We start from the raw sequence: 15,164 nt of genomic DNA, 5'->3' as shown, positions 1-15,164 counted from the left end.
TGATGGGCGCGCACGGCCGGCCGAGGCGGCGCATGATGCGGTGTGGCGGTTGAAGAGCGGGCGATTTCGGTGCGGTTGGGCGGCGGCGCGCGAAGCCGTCCATCCGGGGACGATAAGGCCCCTCGGCAGAGATGATGCGCGGTGATGAGCGGGGCATGATCATGATGCTCGGGCTCCGCTTGTCGAGTTGCCGGACGGGGGTGCTCGGGCGTTGCCGCCGCGCGCAAAGGTCTCGACGATGATCATGCGGCCGCCACAGCACGGACACGGCGGCCGCCAGTCGGTTGGGGCGGCCGCATCGGCGCTAGCGGATCCGCCGCATTCGTCCTTGGGCTGGGGCGCGGCGAGAAGCTCGCGAGCGCGCGCGATGTTGGCCTTGCGGCCGGCGCTGGCAAGCAGCCCATAGTGGCGGATGCGGTGGAAGCCCTTGGGCAGGACATGGAGCAGGAAGCGGCGGATAAACTCGGCCGGCTCGAGCGTCATGGTCCGGTAGCGCTCCTCCCCGTTGCGACGATAATCCTTGACGCGGAACGTGACGCCGGCCTCGTCGAGCGCGATCAACCGGCTGTTGGAGATGGCGACGCGGTGGGTATACCGCGACAGGTAGGCCAGCACCGCCTCGGGTCCGGCGAAGGGCGGCTTGGCATAGACGAACCAGTTCTTCTTTTTGAGCGGTGCCAGGAAGGCAGCAAAAGCGCGATGCCGCCGCCGGGCACGATCATGTGCACATGCGGGTGGTGGGTCATCGCCGAGCCCCACGTATGGAGGACGGCGGTGATGCCGATGCGGGCGCCGAGATGTTTTGGATCGGCCGCGATGGTGAGCATCGCTTCCGAGGCGGCGCGGAACAACAGGTCATAGATCACCGCCTTGTTGGGATAGGCGATGGCGGCGATCTCGGCCGGCAGCGTGAAGACGACGTGGAAGTAGCCGACCGGCAAGAGATCGGCCTGGCGCGCGGCAAGCCACTCCCGTGCCGCCGCACCCTGGCACTTCGGGCAATGCCTGTCGCGACAGCTATTGAAGGCGATCCGTCTGTGGCCGCAGTCTTCGCACGCCTCGACATGACCGCCGAGGGCCGCGGTGCGGCAGCTCTCGATCGCCGCCATCACCTTCAGCTGGCCGAGGCTGAGATGGCCGGCATGCGCCGCGCGCCAGGCGGCGCCATGGCGATGGAAGATGTCGGCGACCTCCAGCGACGGGCGGCGCACCGCCGCCGCGTCATCTGTCCGGTCGTGTCTCGTCCTCTGTGAGCAGGCTGATCCGGTCGAGCGGACTCATCACGGTGTGGATCGTCCTGGTGGCGACGTGGGCATAGAGCGCGGTCGTGTTGAGCCGGGCATGCCCGAGCAGGACCTGGATGACGCGGATGTCGACGTCCTGCTCCAAAAGATGGGTGGCAAAGGAATGTCTCAGCGTGTGGGGCGTCACCCGCTTCTTGATCTCGGCGGCTTCCGCCGCGGCATGGACGGCACGGTTCATCTGCCGCGTGGAGAGCGGCGTGATCGGGTTGCGGCCCGGAAACAGCCAGCCCCGCGGCAGCATCACGCCGCGGCGCTTGCCCTCGCGCCACCAGGCGCGCAGCAGCTGGAGCAGTTGCGGCGACAGCATGGCCTGGCGGTCCTTGCGCCCCTTACCCTGCTCGACGCGGATCAGCATGCGCGTCGAATCAATGTCGGTCACCTTGAGCGCCACGATCTCCGACACCCGCAACCCCGCCCCATAGGCCGTGCCCAGCGCCGCCTTGTACTTCGGACCCGGTGCGGCTTCGAGCAGCCGCGCCACCTCCTCGACGCTCAGCACCAGCGGCAGCTTGCGCGGCTGGTGGACTATCGCGAGACGGCGCGAGAGATCGGGCCGGTCGAGCGTCACGGTGAAGAAGAAGCGCAGCGCCGAGACCGAGCTGTTGATCCCCGGCGGCCGCATGCCGGCCTGGGTCTGGTGCAGTTGGAAACGCCGCAGATCCTCAGCCGTCGCGGTATCAGGCGAGCGCCCGATGAAGGCTGCAAACGCCTTCACGCAACGGATATAGTCACGGCGCGTATCCTCGGTGAAGCCGCGCATGGACATGTCTTCGATCATGCGCTCGCGAAGCGCGTTGCCGGATGGATGCGAAGGGACGGTCATCGGATGCTCCTCTCAAGCTGAAGGTTGACACTTCATGCTCGGAGGCCGATGGCCGTCCGTCACCCCTGATCGATCACAACCTCACCGGCGCTGCTGACACAATCTGCAAGCCTCGAACCTCGCGCCCTACCGCGCGAGCGGGTTCGTTCCATGACCCAACCCAGACGTTCCCGACCGCTGGAATACTGTCTTGAAACCGTGGAAAGAAGCCGGGGGCTTTCACTTGGGCTTGGTCCAGGCACTGCTCTCCGATCACTCCGCCAACGTTCCCTCGGGATAAGAAGCTGGCGTTGGGTGGTCCCACGGGGGCTCTGTCGCCAAGTTGTACGTCACGTGCGCACTTCACAAGCCACCTCGGCCATAGCGCCAATGCCAAGCATGCACTAACATTCCAGCTTGCCCCTTGGGGCTGGCCAGTGATCTGTTCAAAGGGAAGTACCCATGACCAATCATTGCTGTGGACCGGGCTATGCTTCTCCAGCCGAGGCGATGACGGCACCTCGCGAAAAGCTGCTCTATACGATTGCCATCTACACCGGCACGGGCATTCAGAAGCCGGACTATCTGTGCACCATTGATGTCGACCCGGAGAGTTCGACCTACAGCCAGGTGATTTCGCGTTTGCAAATGCCGGGTATTGGCGATGAGCTTCATCACTCGGGCTGGAATGCCTGTTCGTCGTGCCACGGCGATGCGAGCATGGAGCGGAAATATCTGATCGTGCCGGGTGTGCGCTCGTCAAATCTGCATATTGTCGATTGCGGTACCGATCCGCGCAGCCCGACACTGTTCAAGGTGATAGACGGCGCTGAAATCAAAGCCAGGACTAACCTGTCGGCGCCACACACGGTGCATTGCCTCGGCTCGGACATCATCGTTTCCATGCTTGGTGACGCCCAGGGCAATGCCCCCGGCGGCTATTTGCAACTCAGCAAGGAGTTCGAGATTGTCGGCCGCTGGGAAAACTCCATGGGCAGTATCAAGTTTGGTTATGATTTCTGGTACCAGCCGCGACACAACGTAATGGTCAGCTCGGAATGGGCCGCGCCCAATACCTTCATGCCTGGCTTTGACCTGGAAGAGGTTGGTCATCTGAAATATGGCCGAGAAATCCATTTCTGGGATTTTGAAAAGAAGGAGCCAAAGCAAACATTCTATCTCGGTGAAGATGGCTTGATCCCGCTGGAAGTGCGATTCCATCATAATCCCGACAGCAGTCACGGCTTTGTTGGCGCGGCCCTTTCCGCAAATATCATCCATTGGTGGAAGGACGCGGCGGGTGACTGGCAATGGGAAAAAATTGTCGATGTCGGCAATGAGCCGCATCCCGAATGGCCGATTCCGATACCGGGCGTTATCTCAGTCATTCTGCTCAGCATGGACGATCGATACCTCTATCTGTGCAACTGGTTGCATGGCGACATTCGTCAGTATGATATCTCGGACCCCCACAACGCCAAGCTTACCGGACAAGTGTGGATGGGCGGACTTCTCGGCCGTGCGCCTGAGGTCAATGGCGTGAAAGTGACTGGCGGGCCGCAGATGATACAGCTCAGCCTCGACGGCAAGCGCCTTTATGTGACGACCTCGCTCTTCTCGACCTGGGACAATCAGTTCTATCCGGAAATCCGTACCAATGGCGGATGCATGCTGATGGTCAATTGCGATACGGAAAACGGCGGCATGGAAATCGATCCGCTATTCGTTGTTGATTTTGGTATGGAACCAAATGGACCAAGCCGCTGCCACGAAACCCGTTATCCCGGGGGTGATTGCACGAGTGACATCTGGGTATGACCTGCTTCACCATCATTCTCGCCAATCAAGGCGGTGCGGCCTTTGACGTCGATCCCCGCAAGCCCCTCTTGCAAAGCTTGCGCGAGCAGGGCGTGGATCTGCCGTATGGGTGCAAGTATGGCGGCTGCATAACCTGTGCGGCCAAAATAATCAGCGGCAAAGTCGATCAAAAAGCGCAGCGGGCGCTGAACAACCGCCAGATCAACAATGGCTATATAATCCTCTGCGTCGCCCGCCCTATGAGCGACTGCACGCTGGAGGTCGGCGTTGAGAGCCACGACAAGCTCTATCGCAACCCCTTCCTTGACCCGCTGGCCGCTCATGAATTGAAAGCCGATATTGCGACCCAGTTGGAAGCAAAGAAATGAGCCATATGAATCATGATGAGCCGTATTCGGAGGCTTATCTGCAAGACATTCTTAAATCGGTCAAAACCATCGCGATGGTTGGGGCCAGCCCCGATAAAACTAAATTTTCCTATGGGGTACTCAGGGTGCTGCACGAAATCGGCTACGACATGATCCCGGTCAACCCCAGTCCCGGTCTGGATGAGATTCGAGGGCTTAAGGTGTACGCGTCACTAGCGGCCATCGACCGGCCTGTGGATATGGTTGAGGTTTTTCGCCGCTCCGAAGATCTGTTGGAAGTTGCACAGGAGGCCATCGCAATCAATGCCAAGGTTCTGTGGGGTCAGATTGGGGTGCGCGATGACGCTGCCGCCCAGTTGGCGGAGGAAGCGGGCTTGAAAGTGGTGATGAACCGCTGTCCCAAGATTGAGTTGTTCCGCCCCTTCTGGAAGCCAAAGCTGCACTTGGGAATATGACTGCAGGGGCGCAGAATTCGGGGGTGTCGCGGCAACCAACCTGTTCCCTCTGGAGTCTCAGACGTTGATCCCGAGGTACGATGCCAGATGATCGCTGAGATCACGCGCGTCGTCGCCAGCGCCGTCGATCAGCGCAGACTTGCGGCGGCGCAGAAACTGCGTCCCCATCAGGTACAGGCCCGGATGTTCCGCTACACCGCCGTCGTGACGGACGTGGCCCTTGCGGTCGAGGACCGGCAGTTCCAGCCAGGAGTAGTCCGGCCGGTAGCCGGTGGCCCAGATGATCGTCCTGATCGCGCCTCCGGCAAGATCGAGGCCGAGCGGCGGGTTGTCCTCGACACGGGTCGGCGGCGGGCGATCCGGCGGCCCGACCGTAGCGTCCAGGCCGTTGGCGCGCGCCCATTCGTCGATGACGTCGAGCAGCCGTGCCATCTTGAGATCGGAAAGCGCGCACATGTTGCGCAACGACCCCGCAAACTGGGCCTTGCCGTCTTCGGTGATGCCGGCAAGACGACCGATGAGCCGGACGCCGAGGTCGTCGAGCGCATTGAGGTCGAGGGTGATGCGGTCGGGCGTGCCGGCAAGCTGTAGCGAAGGAACCCGTCGCGCCCGCCTGATGTCGTCCACCTCGTCGTAACGCTCGTCGAGCACGCCGGCGGCGTCCATCCACCATTCCAGGTCCTTGCCGCGATAGACGCGGGGCGCCCGGATGTGCTCGCCCACCGACAGGGTCACTTGACGCCCCGAACGCTGCAGCTCCTGTGCGATCTGGGTGCCGCTCGACGACGCGCCCACCACCATCACGCCACCGTCGGCGACCTGACCCGGATTGCGGTAGGACTGTGCCGTCAGCATGGCGACCGACGGCGGCACGCGGCTGGCGACGTCGGGCAGGCGCGCGATGTTGCACGCGCCCGACGCCAGCACGACGGTCCGACACCGCCACTCGCCGCGGTCCGTGCGCACAAGATATCCCGCCCCGTCGCTGCGAACCGAGGTAACGGTCGAGTGGGTTCTGACCGGAGCCGAGATCGCCTTGGCATAGTTCCCGAGGAAGTCGATCACCTCAGGCATCGTCCGGTAGCCGTCGGGATCGTCGCCGTCATAGCGGAAGCCCGGCAGCCGGCTCTGCCAGTTCGGGGTGAGCAGCCGCAGTGAATCCCATCGCTCGGTGCGCCAGGTATGGGCGATCTCGCCGCGCTCCAGCAGCACATGGTCGATAGAGCGCTCCGCGAGGCAGCGGCTCATCGCGAGCCCCGCGTGCCCCGCGCCGACGATCACTGTGGTGACGGAACTAATCGCACCCTCTCATCAGGAGAGTCTACGGTTCGAAGCGCCTTTCAATTCACCACGACCGTGACGTTCGTCGGATTGGTGACAATGTCATAGACCGCCGACCGCTTCTGCGACTGAGCGACGATAGCCTCGATGTCCTCGCGCTTGGCGTCGGCGTCGATGTTGTATTTCACCGTGATGCCGCTGAAGCCGTTGCGCACGTCGCTGTCGATGCCGAGTATTCCGGCGAGATCCATGTCGCCTTCGATGGTCGCCTTCACCGACTTCAACTGGATGTTGCGGTTCTGGGCAACCGCGGCGATGCCGGCGGTCAGGCAACTCGCCAGTCCGACCAGCACGTATTCGACGGGCGTGGCGCCCTTGTCCTGGGAAGCGAAGACCTCCGGATGGTCTGCGTCGAATGTGAAGGTGGTCTTGCGATGCTGATCCTCGCCGAGACCGTAGAAGCTCTCGACCGACGAGTGGCTGTGGGTGCCATCCTTCCATTCGCAGGCCGCGCGCCACTTGAACTGCGCTGCCTCCGGGGCGTTGGTAAGCGCTTCGCGTGCGCCGAGCAGCGCCTCTACGTTAACGCCGTTGTTTGCCTGTACTTCGGAAGCCATAATTATTATCCTCCCTACCTTGCACTGGCTCAAAAACCCGACCGATCTCACTGACCTCTCGATCAGATTTCACCATGGCGCGGCATGCTATGGGCCGCGAAGCGTTTCTTCAAGTTGTTTCCGCAGCGGAATGTTCGCCCTCGTGTGCCGAGTTGTGCCTTTGCCGGCTCTGGCGCGACCACGACCTTCAGCGTGGTCAATTGCAGTGTCTGCTTCCGGGCGGAGGCAAAGTTCGCCTCTATGGCCGACATCAGGCGCAGAGCAGACGGTCCGGTTTCCAACCCGGAGCGACAAGAGCTGACCTTTGGTCGGCGCAAGTGTCGTCCTGACGTGACCCAATGCGGTCTTCCGTTGCGAGCGTTGCTGAAGCTGCGTTAAGTCGGTCGGAGGCCAATGGTATTTTCAATGGAACGCTAATATACATGGAAACCCCAACGAGCAGCGCCTGCCAGATACTTGAGGAATGCCATGCGAAGGCTCATCTTCACGGCGATGTGTATCGCCGCCGCAACAGCCGCTAACGCCCATGATTGGTACGAAGATAAGATTGACCCACAGACCAAATTCAAGTGCTGCGGCGGTTCAGATTGCCGCGCCATACCTCGGTCTTCGGTGCGGTCCAGGGTAGACGGCGGGTACACTTATTTGCCGCATAATTTCACCATCCCACGGGACCGTGTACAGGAATCCCCGGACGGGCAATACCATATCTGCGAAAATAAATATGTTGTAACCAACCAGCTGTATTGGCGTTGCTTCTTCGCACCTCGTGTCGATGTGTCTATCCTTCTAAAGCATTAACCGCGCGTCGCTTCCGCAACTTACATCAGCAAGGTGCTAGTTCATTAATTCTGTTGGACTTTCTTCAAAATTGCCGAAGCTCAAGCGGCTGCGCGACTGCCCCCAGGATTTCATTGGATACGTCGCGGCTATCGAGAGCCTGCGCGCCCTGGGCGTAACTCCATGGGGCGCTGCCGCGGGTGACTTCTGGGCGCGCTCCGCAAATTCGGGGACAGTCCAGATTTTATCGTGTCGGCGCGGCCGTGTTTGTGTAGATTGGCTGCGTGGCCCGCCTTGCCCGCATTGTCGTTCCAAGTCCACTCGCCACGTGACGCAAACGCGGTAACGGCTGGCGATTTCGACCACGATGGACAGCCAAGCGATAGGGATAACTGGCGCGGGATCATTCAGCAGGTTCATGCGGGAGCGGCATTCGCCGGATGAGGTAGCTGCGGCTGCAGTCTCGAATTTGACGCATCAGCACTTGCAAATCGTCAGCCGAGGTCTTTTGCTCGCGCGATAGTTGCCCTTGACCGTTGAATGGTTGGCGAACAGATGAACAAAATCGATCGACGGCGGCCAGAATCAGAAACGGACGCCACCATAAATGCCGCAAGACTTGGAACTCGGCTGCGCCTCGCCCGCCAGACACGCGGCATGACGCTGAAGACGCTGGCCGCGGCTGCGAATTGCTCGGAAAGCCTGCTGTCCAAGATCGAGAACGGCAAGGCTTCGCCGTCCCTGCCCATGCTTCACCGTCTGGTCGAGGTTCTCGACACCAATATCGGCTGGATGTTCGAGCAAGTCGACGACGACGAGGCGATCGTATTCCGGGCGGGCGCAAGGCCTTTGATCGCGCTCGACGCGCTACGGCGTGGCGAAGGAATTTCGCTCGAACGCATCATCCCGTATTCGCCTGGCCACCTCTTACAATGCAACATCCATCACATCGAGGCAGAGGGCTCGAGCGAAGGTCCGATCCAGCATGCCGGCGAGGAAGTCGGCTACGTGCTCGCCGGGCGGATCGAACTGATCGTCGACGGCAAGAGCCATGCTCTCGCCACCGGTGATGCCTTCGTGTTCAGGTCGGAGCTGCCGCATCATTACCGCAACATCGGCGAGGAACGCGCTAGCATTTTCTGGGTCAACACGCCGGCGACTTTCTGAGCAACGCTCTGCGTTCATTTGGATTGACAAATATTCAAGTCTCTTGAATGCTTGCCTCGTGCCTGTAGCACCAACGGGACCAGCCGAGGTCTGGTCCGCAAGCAAGGGGAACCGAAATGCGTCTGTTCAAACTTCTCGCCGGCTGTGCCGCCGCCATTGCCATGGGCTCGGTAGCCATGGGATCGGCGCTTGCCGATACGTTCGCTCTCGTCAACATCAACCAGCAGGCCCTGTTCTTCAACCAGATCAACGAGGGCGCGCAAAAGGCAGCCGACGCCGCTGGCGCCAAGCTGGTCATTTTCAACGCCAACAATGTGCCGAGCGCGCAGAACGACGCGATCGAGAACTACATCACGCAGAAAGTCGACGGCATCATTCTGGTCGCCATCGACGTCAACGGCGTCAAGCCTGCGATCACTGCAGCCAAGGCGGCCGGCATTCCCGTCATAGCCATCGACGCGCAGATCCCCGACGGCGACAATATTTCGTTCATCGGCGTCGACAACACCAAGGCCGGCGAGGACATCGGCAAATTCTACGCCGACTATGTGAAGACCGATATGGCCGGCAAGGCCAAGATCGGTATCGTCGGCGCACTCAATTCATTCATCCAGAACCAGCGCCTCGACGGCTTCAAGAAGGCGGTGACCGAAAGCGGCCAGGCCGTCACCTTCCTCGACACAGTCGACGGCCAGAACGTTCAGGAGACCGCCTTGAGCGCTTCGGAAAACCTGATGACGGCCAATCCGGACATGAATTCGCTCTATGCGACCGGCGAACCGGCCTTGCTCGGCGCCGTTTCGGCGGTGACCAGCCAGGGCCGCACCGGCGACGTGAAGGTGTTCGGCTGGGATCTGACCAAGCAGGCCGTTCAGGGCATCGACGACGGCTGGGTGGTGGCGGTCGTGCAGCAGGATCCGGCCGGCGAAGGCAAGGCCGCGGTCGAAGCGCTGGGCAAGATCAAGAAGGGCGAGAAAATCGACCCGATCATCAATATCCCGGTGACGATCGTGACCAAGAAGAATGTCGACCAATATCGCGCGATGTTCAAGTAAACTGCGTCGGCGACCGAGCCGCGGCGCCGCCCGAGGCTGCGCCGCGGATCCCTTGCAATCGCGTGGAATTCCAGATGAGCAGTGGCCAGACCTATCGGGTGCGGATGAGCGGCATCTCAAAGCGCTACAACGCCATCCAGACGCTCGATGACGTGTCGCTGACGCTGAAGCCGGGCGAGGTGCTGGGGCTGGTCGGCGACAATGGCGCCGGCAAGTCGACATTGAGCAAGGTGCTGTCGGGGGCAGTGGTTCCCGACGCCGGCACCATCGAGATCGACGGCAAGCCGGTGATCTTCAGCTCGCCGGCGGACGCACGTGCGGCGCGCGTCGAGATGGTCTACCAGGACCTGTCGCTCTGCGACACGGTCGATGTCGCCGGCAATCTGTTTCTCGGCCGCGAGCCGCGCCGCCGCATCGCAGGCATTTCCTTTCTCGACAAGAAGCGCATGCATGACGAGACGCGCCAGATGCTCGATCGGCTCGGCATCGTCATTGCCGACACGCGGCTCAAGGTCGAAAACCTCTCCGGCGGGCAGCGCCAGTCGATCGCGATCGGCCGCGCCGCCTCGTTCGAGCCGGCCGTGCTGATCATGGACGAGCCGACGGCAGCGCTTGCCGTGGCCGAAGTCGAGGCGGTGCTCGAATTGATCCGCGCGGTTAGTGCGCGCGGTGTCAGCGTCATTCTGATCACCCACCGGCTGCAGGATCTCTTCCTCGTCTGCGATCGCATTCAGGTCATGTATGAAGGGCGCAATGTCGCCGAGCGGCTGATCGGCGACACTAATATCGAAGACGTGGTCAATCTGATCGTCGGCCGCAAGTTCAATGCGCGTTCCGCCACCAATGGCTATCGCGGTGGAGCGCCGGCATGAGCGACGCGATCCACACCGCCCAGCCCTCACGAATACGCAGGGGCACCTGGCGCGATGCGCTGCTCGCCAATGGCAGCGTCGTCTCGATCGCGCTGTTCTTTCTGGTCGTCTGCATCATCTTCTCGGTTGCGACCGACGCGTTTCTGACATCGCCCAATCTGTTGAACATCCTGCGGCAGTCGGCGCCGCTGCTGATCGTCGCCGCGGCAATGACTTTCGTCATCACCACTGGCGGCATCGATCTTTCGGTCGGCTCCGTGCTGGCGCTGGTGGCGACGCTGTCGGCGACGCTTTTGCAGTTTGGCCTGCCGTGGCCAGTCGTTATCCTCGCCATGTTGGCGCTCGGTGCCCTGCTTGGGGCGGTACAGGGCTATTTCATTGCCTATGAGGGCATCCCGTCCTTCATCGTCACGCTTGCCGGGCTTTCGGTGATCCGTGGCGTGGCGCTGCTGATCACCGGCGGCTATTCCATGCCCATCGAGCCCGGAAGCGCTTTCACCGTGCTGGGCCGCGCCTGGTTTCTTGGCGTGCCGGTGCCGGCGCTGATCGCGCTGGCGATCCTGGCCATCGCCTATCTCGCCTTCAACGAGACGCCATTCGGCCGCTATGTCACCGGTATCGGCGCCAATGCCGAGGCGGTGCGGCGCGCCGGCGTCAACACGCGGCAGACGACGCTCTTCGTCTATGTGATTTCCGCCACCGCGGCAGCCCTTGCCGGGATCATTATTGCTGCCCGGCTTGGATCGGGATCTTCGAATGCCGGCCAGGGTTTCGAGCTGGAAGTCATTGCCGCCGTCGTGCTCGGCGGCACCAGCCTGTTCGGCGGCCGCGGAACGATCATCGGCACGGTGCTCGGCGCGCTGACCGTGGCCGTCATCGGCAACGGCCTGATCCTGGCGCATCTGTCGCCTTTCCTGACGCCGATAGTCACCGGAACGATCATCCTGATCGCCATCTGGCTGAACTTCCGCCTGTTTCGCGGCGCGGTGCGGAGCCGTTGAGCCGATGAGCGATCTGTTCGATGACGCGGTGCCCAGGCGACGGCTGCCAATCGGGGTCGAAACCGGCCATGTGATGACCGTGCTCGGCCCGGTTCCGGTCGAGAAGATGGGCATTACGCTGATGCACGAGCACATCTTGCTCGATGGGGCGCGCAGCTGGAAATGCGCCTGCCATCCCGATGACATGGCGATCGCCGAGCAGCCGGTGAACATCGAGATCATCGGCGAGTTGCGCATGAACCCATACGTCAACCGCGACAACGTCTCGCTCGACGACGCCGACCTGGCGCTGTCTGAGCTGCAGCGCTATCGCGCGCTGGGCGGCCACACCGTCGTCGATGCCACCAATATCGGCATCGGCCGCGCCCCCGAAAAGCTCGCCCGCATCAGCCGCATGTCCGGCCTGAAGATCGTCATGGGTACCGGCTTCTATCTCGAGCACACCCATCCCGAATGGCTGAAGGCAATGGATGTGGACGCCGTGACCGAGTTCATTGTCAACGATGTCGGCGGCGGCGAGACGCAGCCGCCGATCATGGCCGGGCTGATCGGCGAGGTCGGCGTCAGCAAGGATTTCACCGCCGAGGAACGCAAGTCGCTGCGAGCTTCGGCGCGCGCCTCGCGCATAACCGGCGTGCCGCTGTCGATCCATCTGCCTGGCTGGGAGCGGCTGGCGCACGACGTGCTCGATATCGTCGAGGCCGAGGGCGCCGATCTTCGCCACACCGTGCTCTGCCACATGAACCCGAGCCACGACGATCCCGATTACCAGAAAAGCCTCGCCCGGCGCGGCGCGTTCCTCGAATACGACATGATCGGCATGGACTATTATTATGCCGACCAGGACGCGCAATCGCCCTCCGACGAAGAGAACGCACGCGCCATCGCCGCCCTTGTCGAGGCGGGCTTCGGCGACAGCCTGCTGTTGTCGCAGGATGTGTTCCTCAAGATCATGCTGACGCGCTTCGGCGGCTTCGGCTATGGCTATATCCTGAAGCATTTCATACCGCGCCTAAAACGCCACGGCGTCGAGCAGCCGGCCATCGACCGCATGCTGATCGCCAATCCGAAAAGCGTATTCGCGCGGCTCTAAGCGGCCTGGAATTACACTGGAGTTCAAATGTCCAAGAAGAAGATCCTACTTGCCGGCGAATCCTGGGTGTCGACCGCGACCCATATCAAGGGTTTCGACCAGTTTCCGACCGTTACCTACCACACCGGCGCAGACGAGTTGCTGGGCGCGCTGAAGGCGACCGACTTCGACGTCACGTTCATGCCGGCGCATGAGGCGCAGCGCGGCTTTCCACAGACCATGGAGGCGCTGTCGGCCTATGACGCGGTCGTGCTCTCCGACATCGGCGCCAACACGCTGCTGCTGCATCCCGACACCTGGGTCCACTCCAAGCCGACGCCGAACCGCCTGCGCCTGCTCCGCGATTACGTCAGCGGCGGCGGCGGTCTATTGATGTTCGGCGGTTACTACAGCTTCCAAGGCATCAATGGCGGCGCGCGCTACCGCAAGACGCCGGTCGAGGACGTGCTGCCGGTGAATTGCCTGGCCTACGACGACCGCGTCGAGGTTCCCGAAGGTTTTGCGCCGGTGCCGAAACCAGGGTCGAGCCATCCCATCCTCAGGGGCCTCGGCTCGGACTGGCCGATCCTGCTCGGTTTTAACGAGGTGACGCTGAAGGACGGGGCCGAGGTCCTGGCCAGCGTGTCGTCGGACTATGGCTCGCTGCCGCTGCTTGTCACCGGCCATTACGGCAAGGGCCGCACCGTGGCCTGGACATCCGATGTCGGGCCACATTGGCTGCCGCCGCAATTCATCGCCTGGCCAGGCTACAAGACCCTGTTCGAACAGATGCTGGGCTGGGCGACAGGTGAGAGCTGAGCCATGCATGTCCACGTCGTCGGCAATGCCTGCGTCGATACCGTGTTTCGCGTCGGCCGCTTCCCTGCCGCGGGCGAGACTTTGAATGCTGTGAGCTACGCCGACGGGCTCGGCGGCAAGGGCGCCAACCAGGCGGTCGCAGCAGCACGGACTGGTGCAGAGGTGACGTTCTGGACGGCGCTCGGCAAGGACCCCGCTGGCGCGTGGATCAGGAGCCGCCTCGACAGCGAGCTGTCAGACCTTGAGGTGAGCGAATTCGAGCTGCCGAGCGACCGCTCGACCATCGTCGTCGATAAAGGCGGAGAGAATTTCATCGTCAGCGGCGTCGCCTGCAGCGAAGCCTTCGATCCGGTGGCGCAGACAGCACTTGTCCGCTGGATTGCTCCCGGCGACATCCTCGTCTGCCAGGGAAATTTACGGACTGCCGTGACCAATGCCTGCCTCAGAGCAGCAAAGGGAAACGGTGCGCGCACCGTTCTCAACGCCAGCCCGATCGACGCGGCCTCGCTGCCCGATCTCGGCCTGGCGGAGGTTCTGGTGGTCAACCAATCCGAAGCGCAAATCTTGACCGGCCGGGATGACATGACAGCAGCCGCTGGCGCGCTGGCGGCCAAAGGCGCAGGCACCGTCGTAATCACCCTCGGTGCCGCAGGCTGTATCGTGCTTGGCACGGACCGGACGGAACCGCTTCGCTTGCCGGGGCCGCGAGTCGAAGCGCTCGACACCAGCGGCGCGGGCGATGTATTCTGCGGCTGTCTGGCCGGTGGGCTTGCCCGGGGCATGCCGGTCATCTCGGCGCTGGAGCTGGCGCTCGCCGCCGCCGCAATCGCCGTGACACGGCCGGGCACGCTGGCATCCTGTCCTTCCGCCTCCGAGATGGTGGCGCTCATCGATCAAATGGAGCTCTCATGACCCAGCTCGGCCAATCTGGCGGCGACGCGCTCGTGGACCTTTTCGGCCGCACAAAGGTGGTGATCGGCGTCGTTCATCTGGCGCCGCTGCCCGGCGCGCCGCGCTATGACGGCGAGGCTATCGAGGCGATCTACCAGCGCGGGCTTGACGACGCCAAGGCCTATCTCGACGGCGGCTGCGACGGCGTGATCGTCGAGAACCATGGCGACATCCCCTTCGCCAAGCCTGATGATATCGGCCCGGAGACGGCGGCCTACATGGCGGTGGTTTCCGACCGCATCCGCCGCGAACTCGGCAGGCCGATCGGCATCAATGTGCTGGCCAATGCCGCGATTCCGGCCTTGGCGATCGCCAGCGCAGCCGGCGCCGGCTTCGTCCGAGTCAATCAATGGGCGAATGCCTACGTCGCCAATGAGGGCTTTGTCGAAGGCGAATCGGGCCGCGCGGCACGCTACCGCGCCAGGCTGCGCGCCAACGGCATCCGCATTTTCGCCGATGCCCATGTCAAGCACGGCGCACACGCCATCGTCGCCGACCGCCCGGTGGAGGAACTGGTCAAGGACCTGGTCTTCTTCGACGCCGACGCCATCATCGCCACTGGCCAGCGCACCGGCCACGCCGCGGATTTGGGCTACATAAGTATGATCAAGCAGGCCGCCGGCCTGCCGACGCTGGTCGGCAGCGGTGTCACGCCGGACAATGCCAAGGATATCCTCGCCATTGTCGACGGGGTCATCATCGCCAGCGCGCTGAAGCACGACGGCGTCTGGTGGAACCAAGTCGACGCTGCTCGAGTAAAGGCGTTCATGGGTGGTCTGAAGCGATAGCTGGACTACTCTGC

The 15,164-nt window shown here is 62.5% G+C and carries 14 protein-coding genes and 1 pseudogene; 11 read left to right on the top strand and 4 right to left on the bottom strand.

Translation table 11 applies throughout. The features are described 5' to 3' along the window. Nucleotides 1–159 precede the first annotated feature (159 nt). A pseudogene (locus tag NKJ20_RS28195) lies at nucleotides 160–1,211 on the bottom strand (IS91 family transposase). 10 nt (nucleotides 1,212–1,221) lie between these two features. Further along, nucleotides 1,222–2,127 carry a tyrosine-type recombinase/integrase gene (locus tag NKJ20_RS28190; RefSeq protein WP_352748592.1) on the bottom strand — a complete coding sequence of 302 codons (906 nt, stop codon included), beginning with the start codon at nucleotides 2,125–2,127 and terminating at the stop codon, nucleotides 1,222–1,224. Nucleotides 2,128–2,568: 441 nt separating this feature from the next. Between NKJ20_RS28190 and NKJ20_RS28185 the strand changes: the two genes are divergently transcribed. From NKJ20_RS28185 to NKJ20_RS28175, 3 genes are read left to right on the top strand one after another with little or no spacing between them, the layout of a single operon-like run. After that, a complete protein-coding gene (locus NKJ20_RS28185; RefSeq protein ID WP_352748589.1) occupies nucleotides 2,569–3,924 on the top strand; it encodes a selenium-binding family protein in 1,356 nt (451 codons plus the stop codon). Beyond that, entirely contained in the window at nucleotides 3,921–4,292 is a 372-nt protein-coding gene (locus tag NKJ20_RS28180) for a 2Fe-2S iron-sulfur cluster-binding protein (RefSeq protein WP_352748586.1), read from the top strand. The genes NKJ20_RS28185 and NKJ20_RS28180 overlap by 4 nt, the downstream gene beginning before the upstream one ends. A gap of 5 nt (nucleotides 4,293–4,297) precedes the next feature. Beyond that, on the top strand, nucleotides 4,298–4,747 hold the full coding sequence (locus NKJ20_RS28175) for a CoA-binding protein (RefSeq protein ID WP_031212498.1): 450 nt from the start codon (nucleotides 4,298–4,300) through the stop codon (nucleotides 4,745–4,747). Between the two features lie 57 nt (nucleotides 4,748–4,804). Here the strand turns inward: NKJ20_RS28175 and NKJ20_RS28170 are convergent, their stop codons facing one another. Continuing rightward, the gene (locus NKJ20_RS28170) at nucleotides 4,805–6,028 is read right to left on the bottom strand and encodes an NAD(P)-binding domain-containing protein (protein ID WP_352748583.1); all 1,224 of its coding nucleotides are present in this window, start codon (nucleotides 6,026–6,028) and stop codon (nucleotides 4,805–4,807) included. A 59-nt stretch (nucleotides 6,029–6,087) separates the two neighbouring features. Then, nucleotides 6,088–6,645: an OsmC family protein gene (locus tag NKJ20_RS28165; RefSeq protein WP_023679231.1), complete on the bottom strand. Its 558-nt coding sequence runs from the start codon at nucleotides 6,643–6,645 to the stop codon at nucleotides 6,088–6,090. Nucleotides 6,646–7,980: 1,335 nt separating this feature from the next. Here NKJ20_RS28165 and NKJ20_RS28160 point away from each other — a divergent pair. The 8 genes from NKJ20_RS28160 to NKJ20_RS28125 all read left to right on the top strand — a co-directional run bounded on the left by NKJ20_RS28160 (nucleotide 7,981) and on the right by NKJ20_RS28125 (nucleotide 15,150). Next, the gene (locus NKJ20_RS28160; RefSeq protein ID WP_352449197.1) at nucleotides 7,981–8,592 is read left to right on the top strand and encodes a cupin domain-containing protein; all 612 of its coding nucleotides are present in this window, start codon (nucleotides 7,981–7,983) and stop codon (nucleotides 8,590–8,592) included. Nucleotides 8,593–8,708: 116 nt separating this feature from the next. After that, entirely contained in the window at nucleotides 8,709–9,647 is a 939-nt protein-coding gene (locus tag NKJ20_RS28155; protein ID WP_352748579.1) for an ABC transporter substrate-binding protein, read from the top strand. A gap of 74 nt (nucleotides 9,648–9,721) precedes the next feature. Beyond that, complete coding sequence (locus NKJ20_RS28150; RefSeq protein ID WP_352449199.1) at nucleotides 9,722–10,519, top strand: ATP-binding cassette domain-containing protein; 798 nt, start codon at nucleotides 9,722–9,724, stop codon at nucleotides 10,517–10,519. Next, nucleotides 10,516–11,520, top strand: a complete 1,005-nt coding sequence (locus NKJ20_RS28145) for an ABC transporter permease (protein WP_352748576.1) — start codon at nucleotides 10,516–10,518, stop codon at nucleotides 11,518–11,520. Before NKJ20_RS28150 ends, NKJ20_RS28145 begins: the two co-directional genes overlap by 4 nt. A 4-nt stretch (nucleotides 11,521–11,524) precedes the next feature. Beyond that, the gene (locus NKJ20_RS28140) at nucleotides 11,525–12,613 is read left to right on the top strand and encodes a phosphotriesterase family protein (RefSeq protein ID WP_352748573.1); all 1,089 of its coding nucleotides are present in this window, start codon (nucleotides 11,525–11,527) and stop codon (nucleotides 12,611–12,613) included. A gap of 27 nt (nucleotides 12,614–12,640) precedes the next feature. After that, nucleotides 12,641–13,411 carry a glutamine amidotransferase gene (locus tag NKJ20_RS28135; RefSeq protein WP_352579663.1) on the top strand — a complete coding sequence of 257 codons (771 nt, stop codon included), beginning with the start codon at nucleotides 12,641–12,643 and terminating at the stop codon, nucleotides 13,409–13,411. 3 nt (nucleotides 13,412–13,414) lie between these two features. After that, complete coding sequence (locus tag NKJ20_RS28130) at nucleotides 13,415–14,323, top strand: ribokinase (protein WP_352748570.1); 909 nt, start codon at nucleotides 13,415–13,417, stop codon at nucleotides 14,321–14,323. After that, complete coding sequence (locus NKJ20_RS28125; RefSeq protein WP_352449204.1) at nucleotides 14,320–15,150, top strand: BtpA/SgcQ family protein; 831 nt, start codon at nucleotides 14,320–14,322, stop codon at nucleotides 15,148–15,150. Before NKJ20_RS28130 ends, NKJ20_RS28125 begins: the two co-directional genes overlap by 4 nt. The last annotated feature ends 14 nt before the right edge of the window (nucleotides 15,151–15,164 follow it).

It is taken from the genome of Mesorhizobium sp. M0185 (assembly GCF_040322175.1).
Classification (GTDB): domain Bacteria; phylum Pseudomonadota; class Alphaproteobacteria; order Rhizobiales; family Rhizobiaceae; genus Mesorhizobium.
The sequence above is the reverse complement of the archived record's forward strand: the minus strand, read 5'-3'. Positions and strand labels throughout refer to the sequence as shown.

Excerpts from the sequence above, each read along its gene's own strand:
- NKJ20_RS28140 (WP_352748573.1), top strand. The coding sequence starts at position 11,525 with ATGAGCGATCTGTTCGATGACGCGGTGCCCAGGCGACGGCTGCCAATC.
- NKJ20_RS28150 (WP_352449199.1), top strand. The coding sequence starts at position 9,722 with ATGAGCAGTGGCCAGACCTATCGGGTGCGGATGAGCGGCATCTCAAAG.
- NKJ20_RS28160 (WP_352449197.1), top strand. The coding sequence starts at position 7,981 with ATGAACAAAATCGATCGACGGCGGCCAGAATCAGAAACGGACGCCACC.
- NKJ20_RS28175 (WP_031212498.1), top strand. The coding sequence starts at position 4,298 with ATGAATCATGATGAGCCGTATTCGGAGGCTTATCTGCAAGACATTCTT.
- NKJ20_RS28135 (WP_352579663.1), top strand. The coding sequence starts at position 12,641 with ATGTCCAAGAAGAAGATCCTACTTGCCGGCGAATCCTGGGTGTCGACC.
- NKJ20_RS28185 (WP_352748589.1), top strand. The coding sequence starts at position 2,569 with ATGACCAATCATTGCTGTGGACCGGGCTATGCTTCTCCAGCCGAGGCG.
- NKJ20_RS28145 (WP_352748576.1), top strand. The coding sequence starts at position 10,516 with ATGAGCGACGCGATCCACACCGCCCAGCCCTCACGAATACGCAGGGGC.
- NKJ20_RS28125 (WP_352449204.1), top strand. The coding sequence starts at position 14,320 with ATGACCCAGCTCGGCCAATCTGGCGGCGACGCGCTCGTGGACCTTTTC.
- NKJ20_RS28130 (WP_352748570.1), top strand. The coding sequence starts at position 13,415 with ATGCATGTCCACGTCGTCGGCAATGCCTGCGTCGATACCGTGTTTCGC.
- NKJ20_RS28165 (WP_023679231.1), bottom strand. The coding sequence starts at position 6,645 with ATGGCTTCCGAAGTACAGGCAAACAACGGCGTTAACGTAGAGGCGCTG.
- NKJ20_RS28180 (WP_352748586.1), top strand. The coding sequence starts at position 3,921 with ATGACCTGCTTCACCATCATTCTCGCCAATCAAGGCGGTGCGGCCTTT.
- NKJ20_RS28155 (WP_352748579.1), top strand. The coding sequence starts at position 8,709 with ATGCGTCTGTTCAAACTTCTCGCCGGCTGTGCCGCCGCCATTGCCATG.
- NKJ20_RS28190 (WP_352748592.1), bottom strand. The coding sequence starts at position 2,127 with ATGACCGTCCCTTCGCATCCATCCGGCAACGCGCTTCGCGAGCGCATG.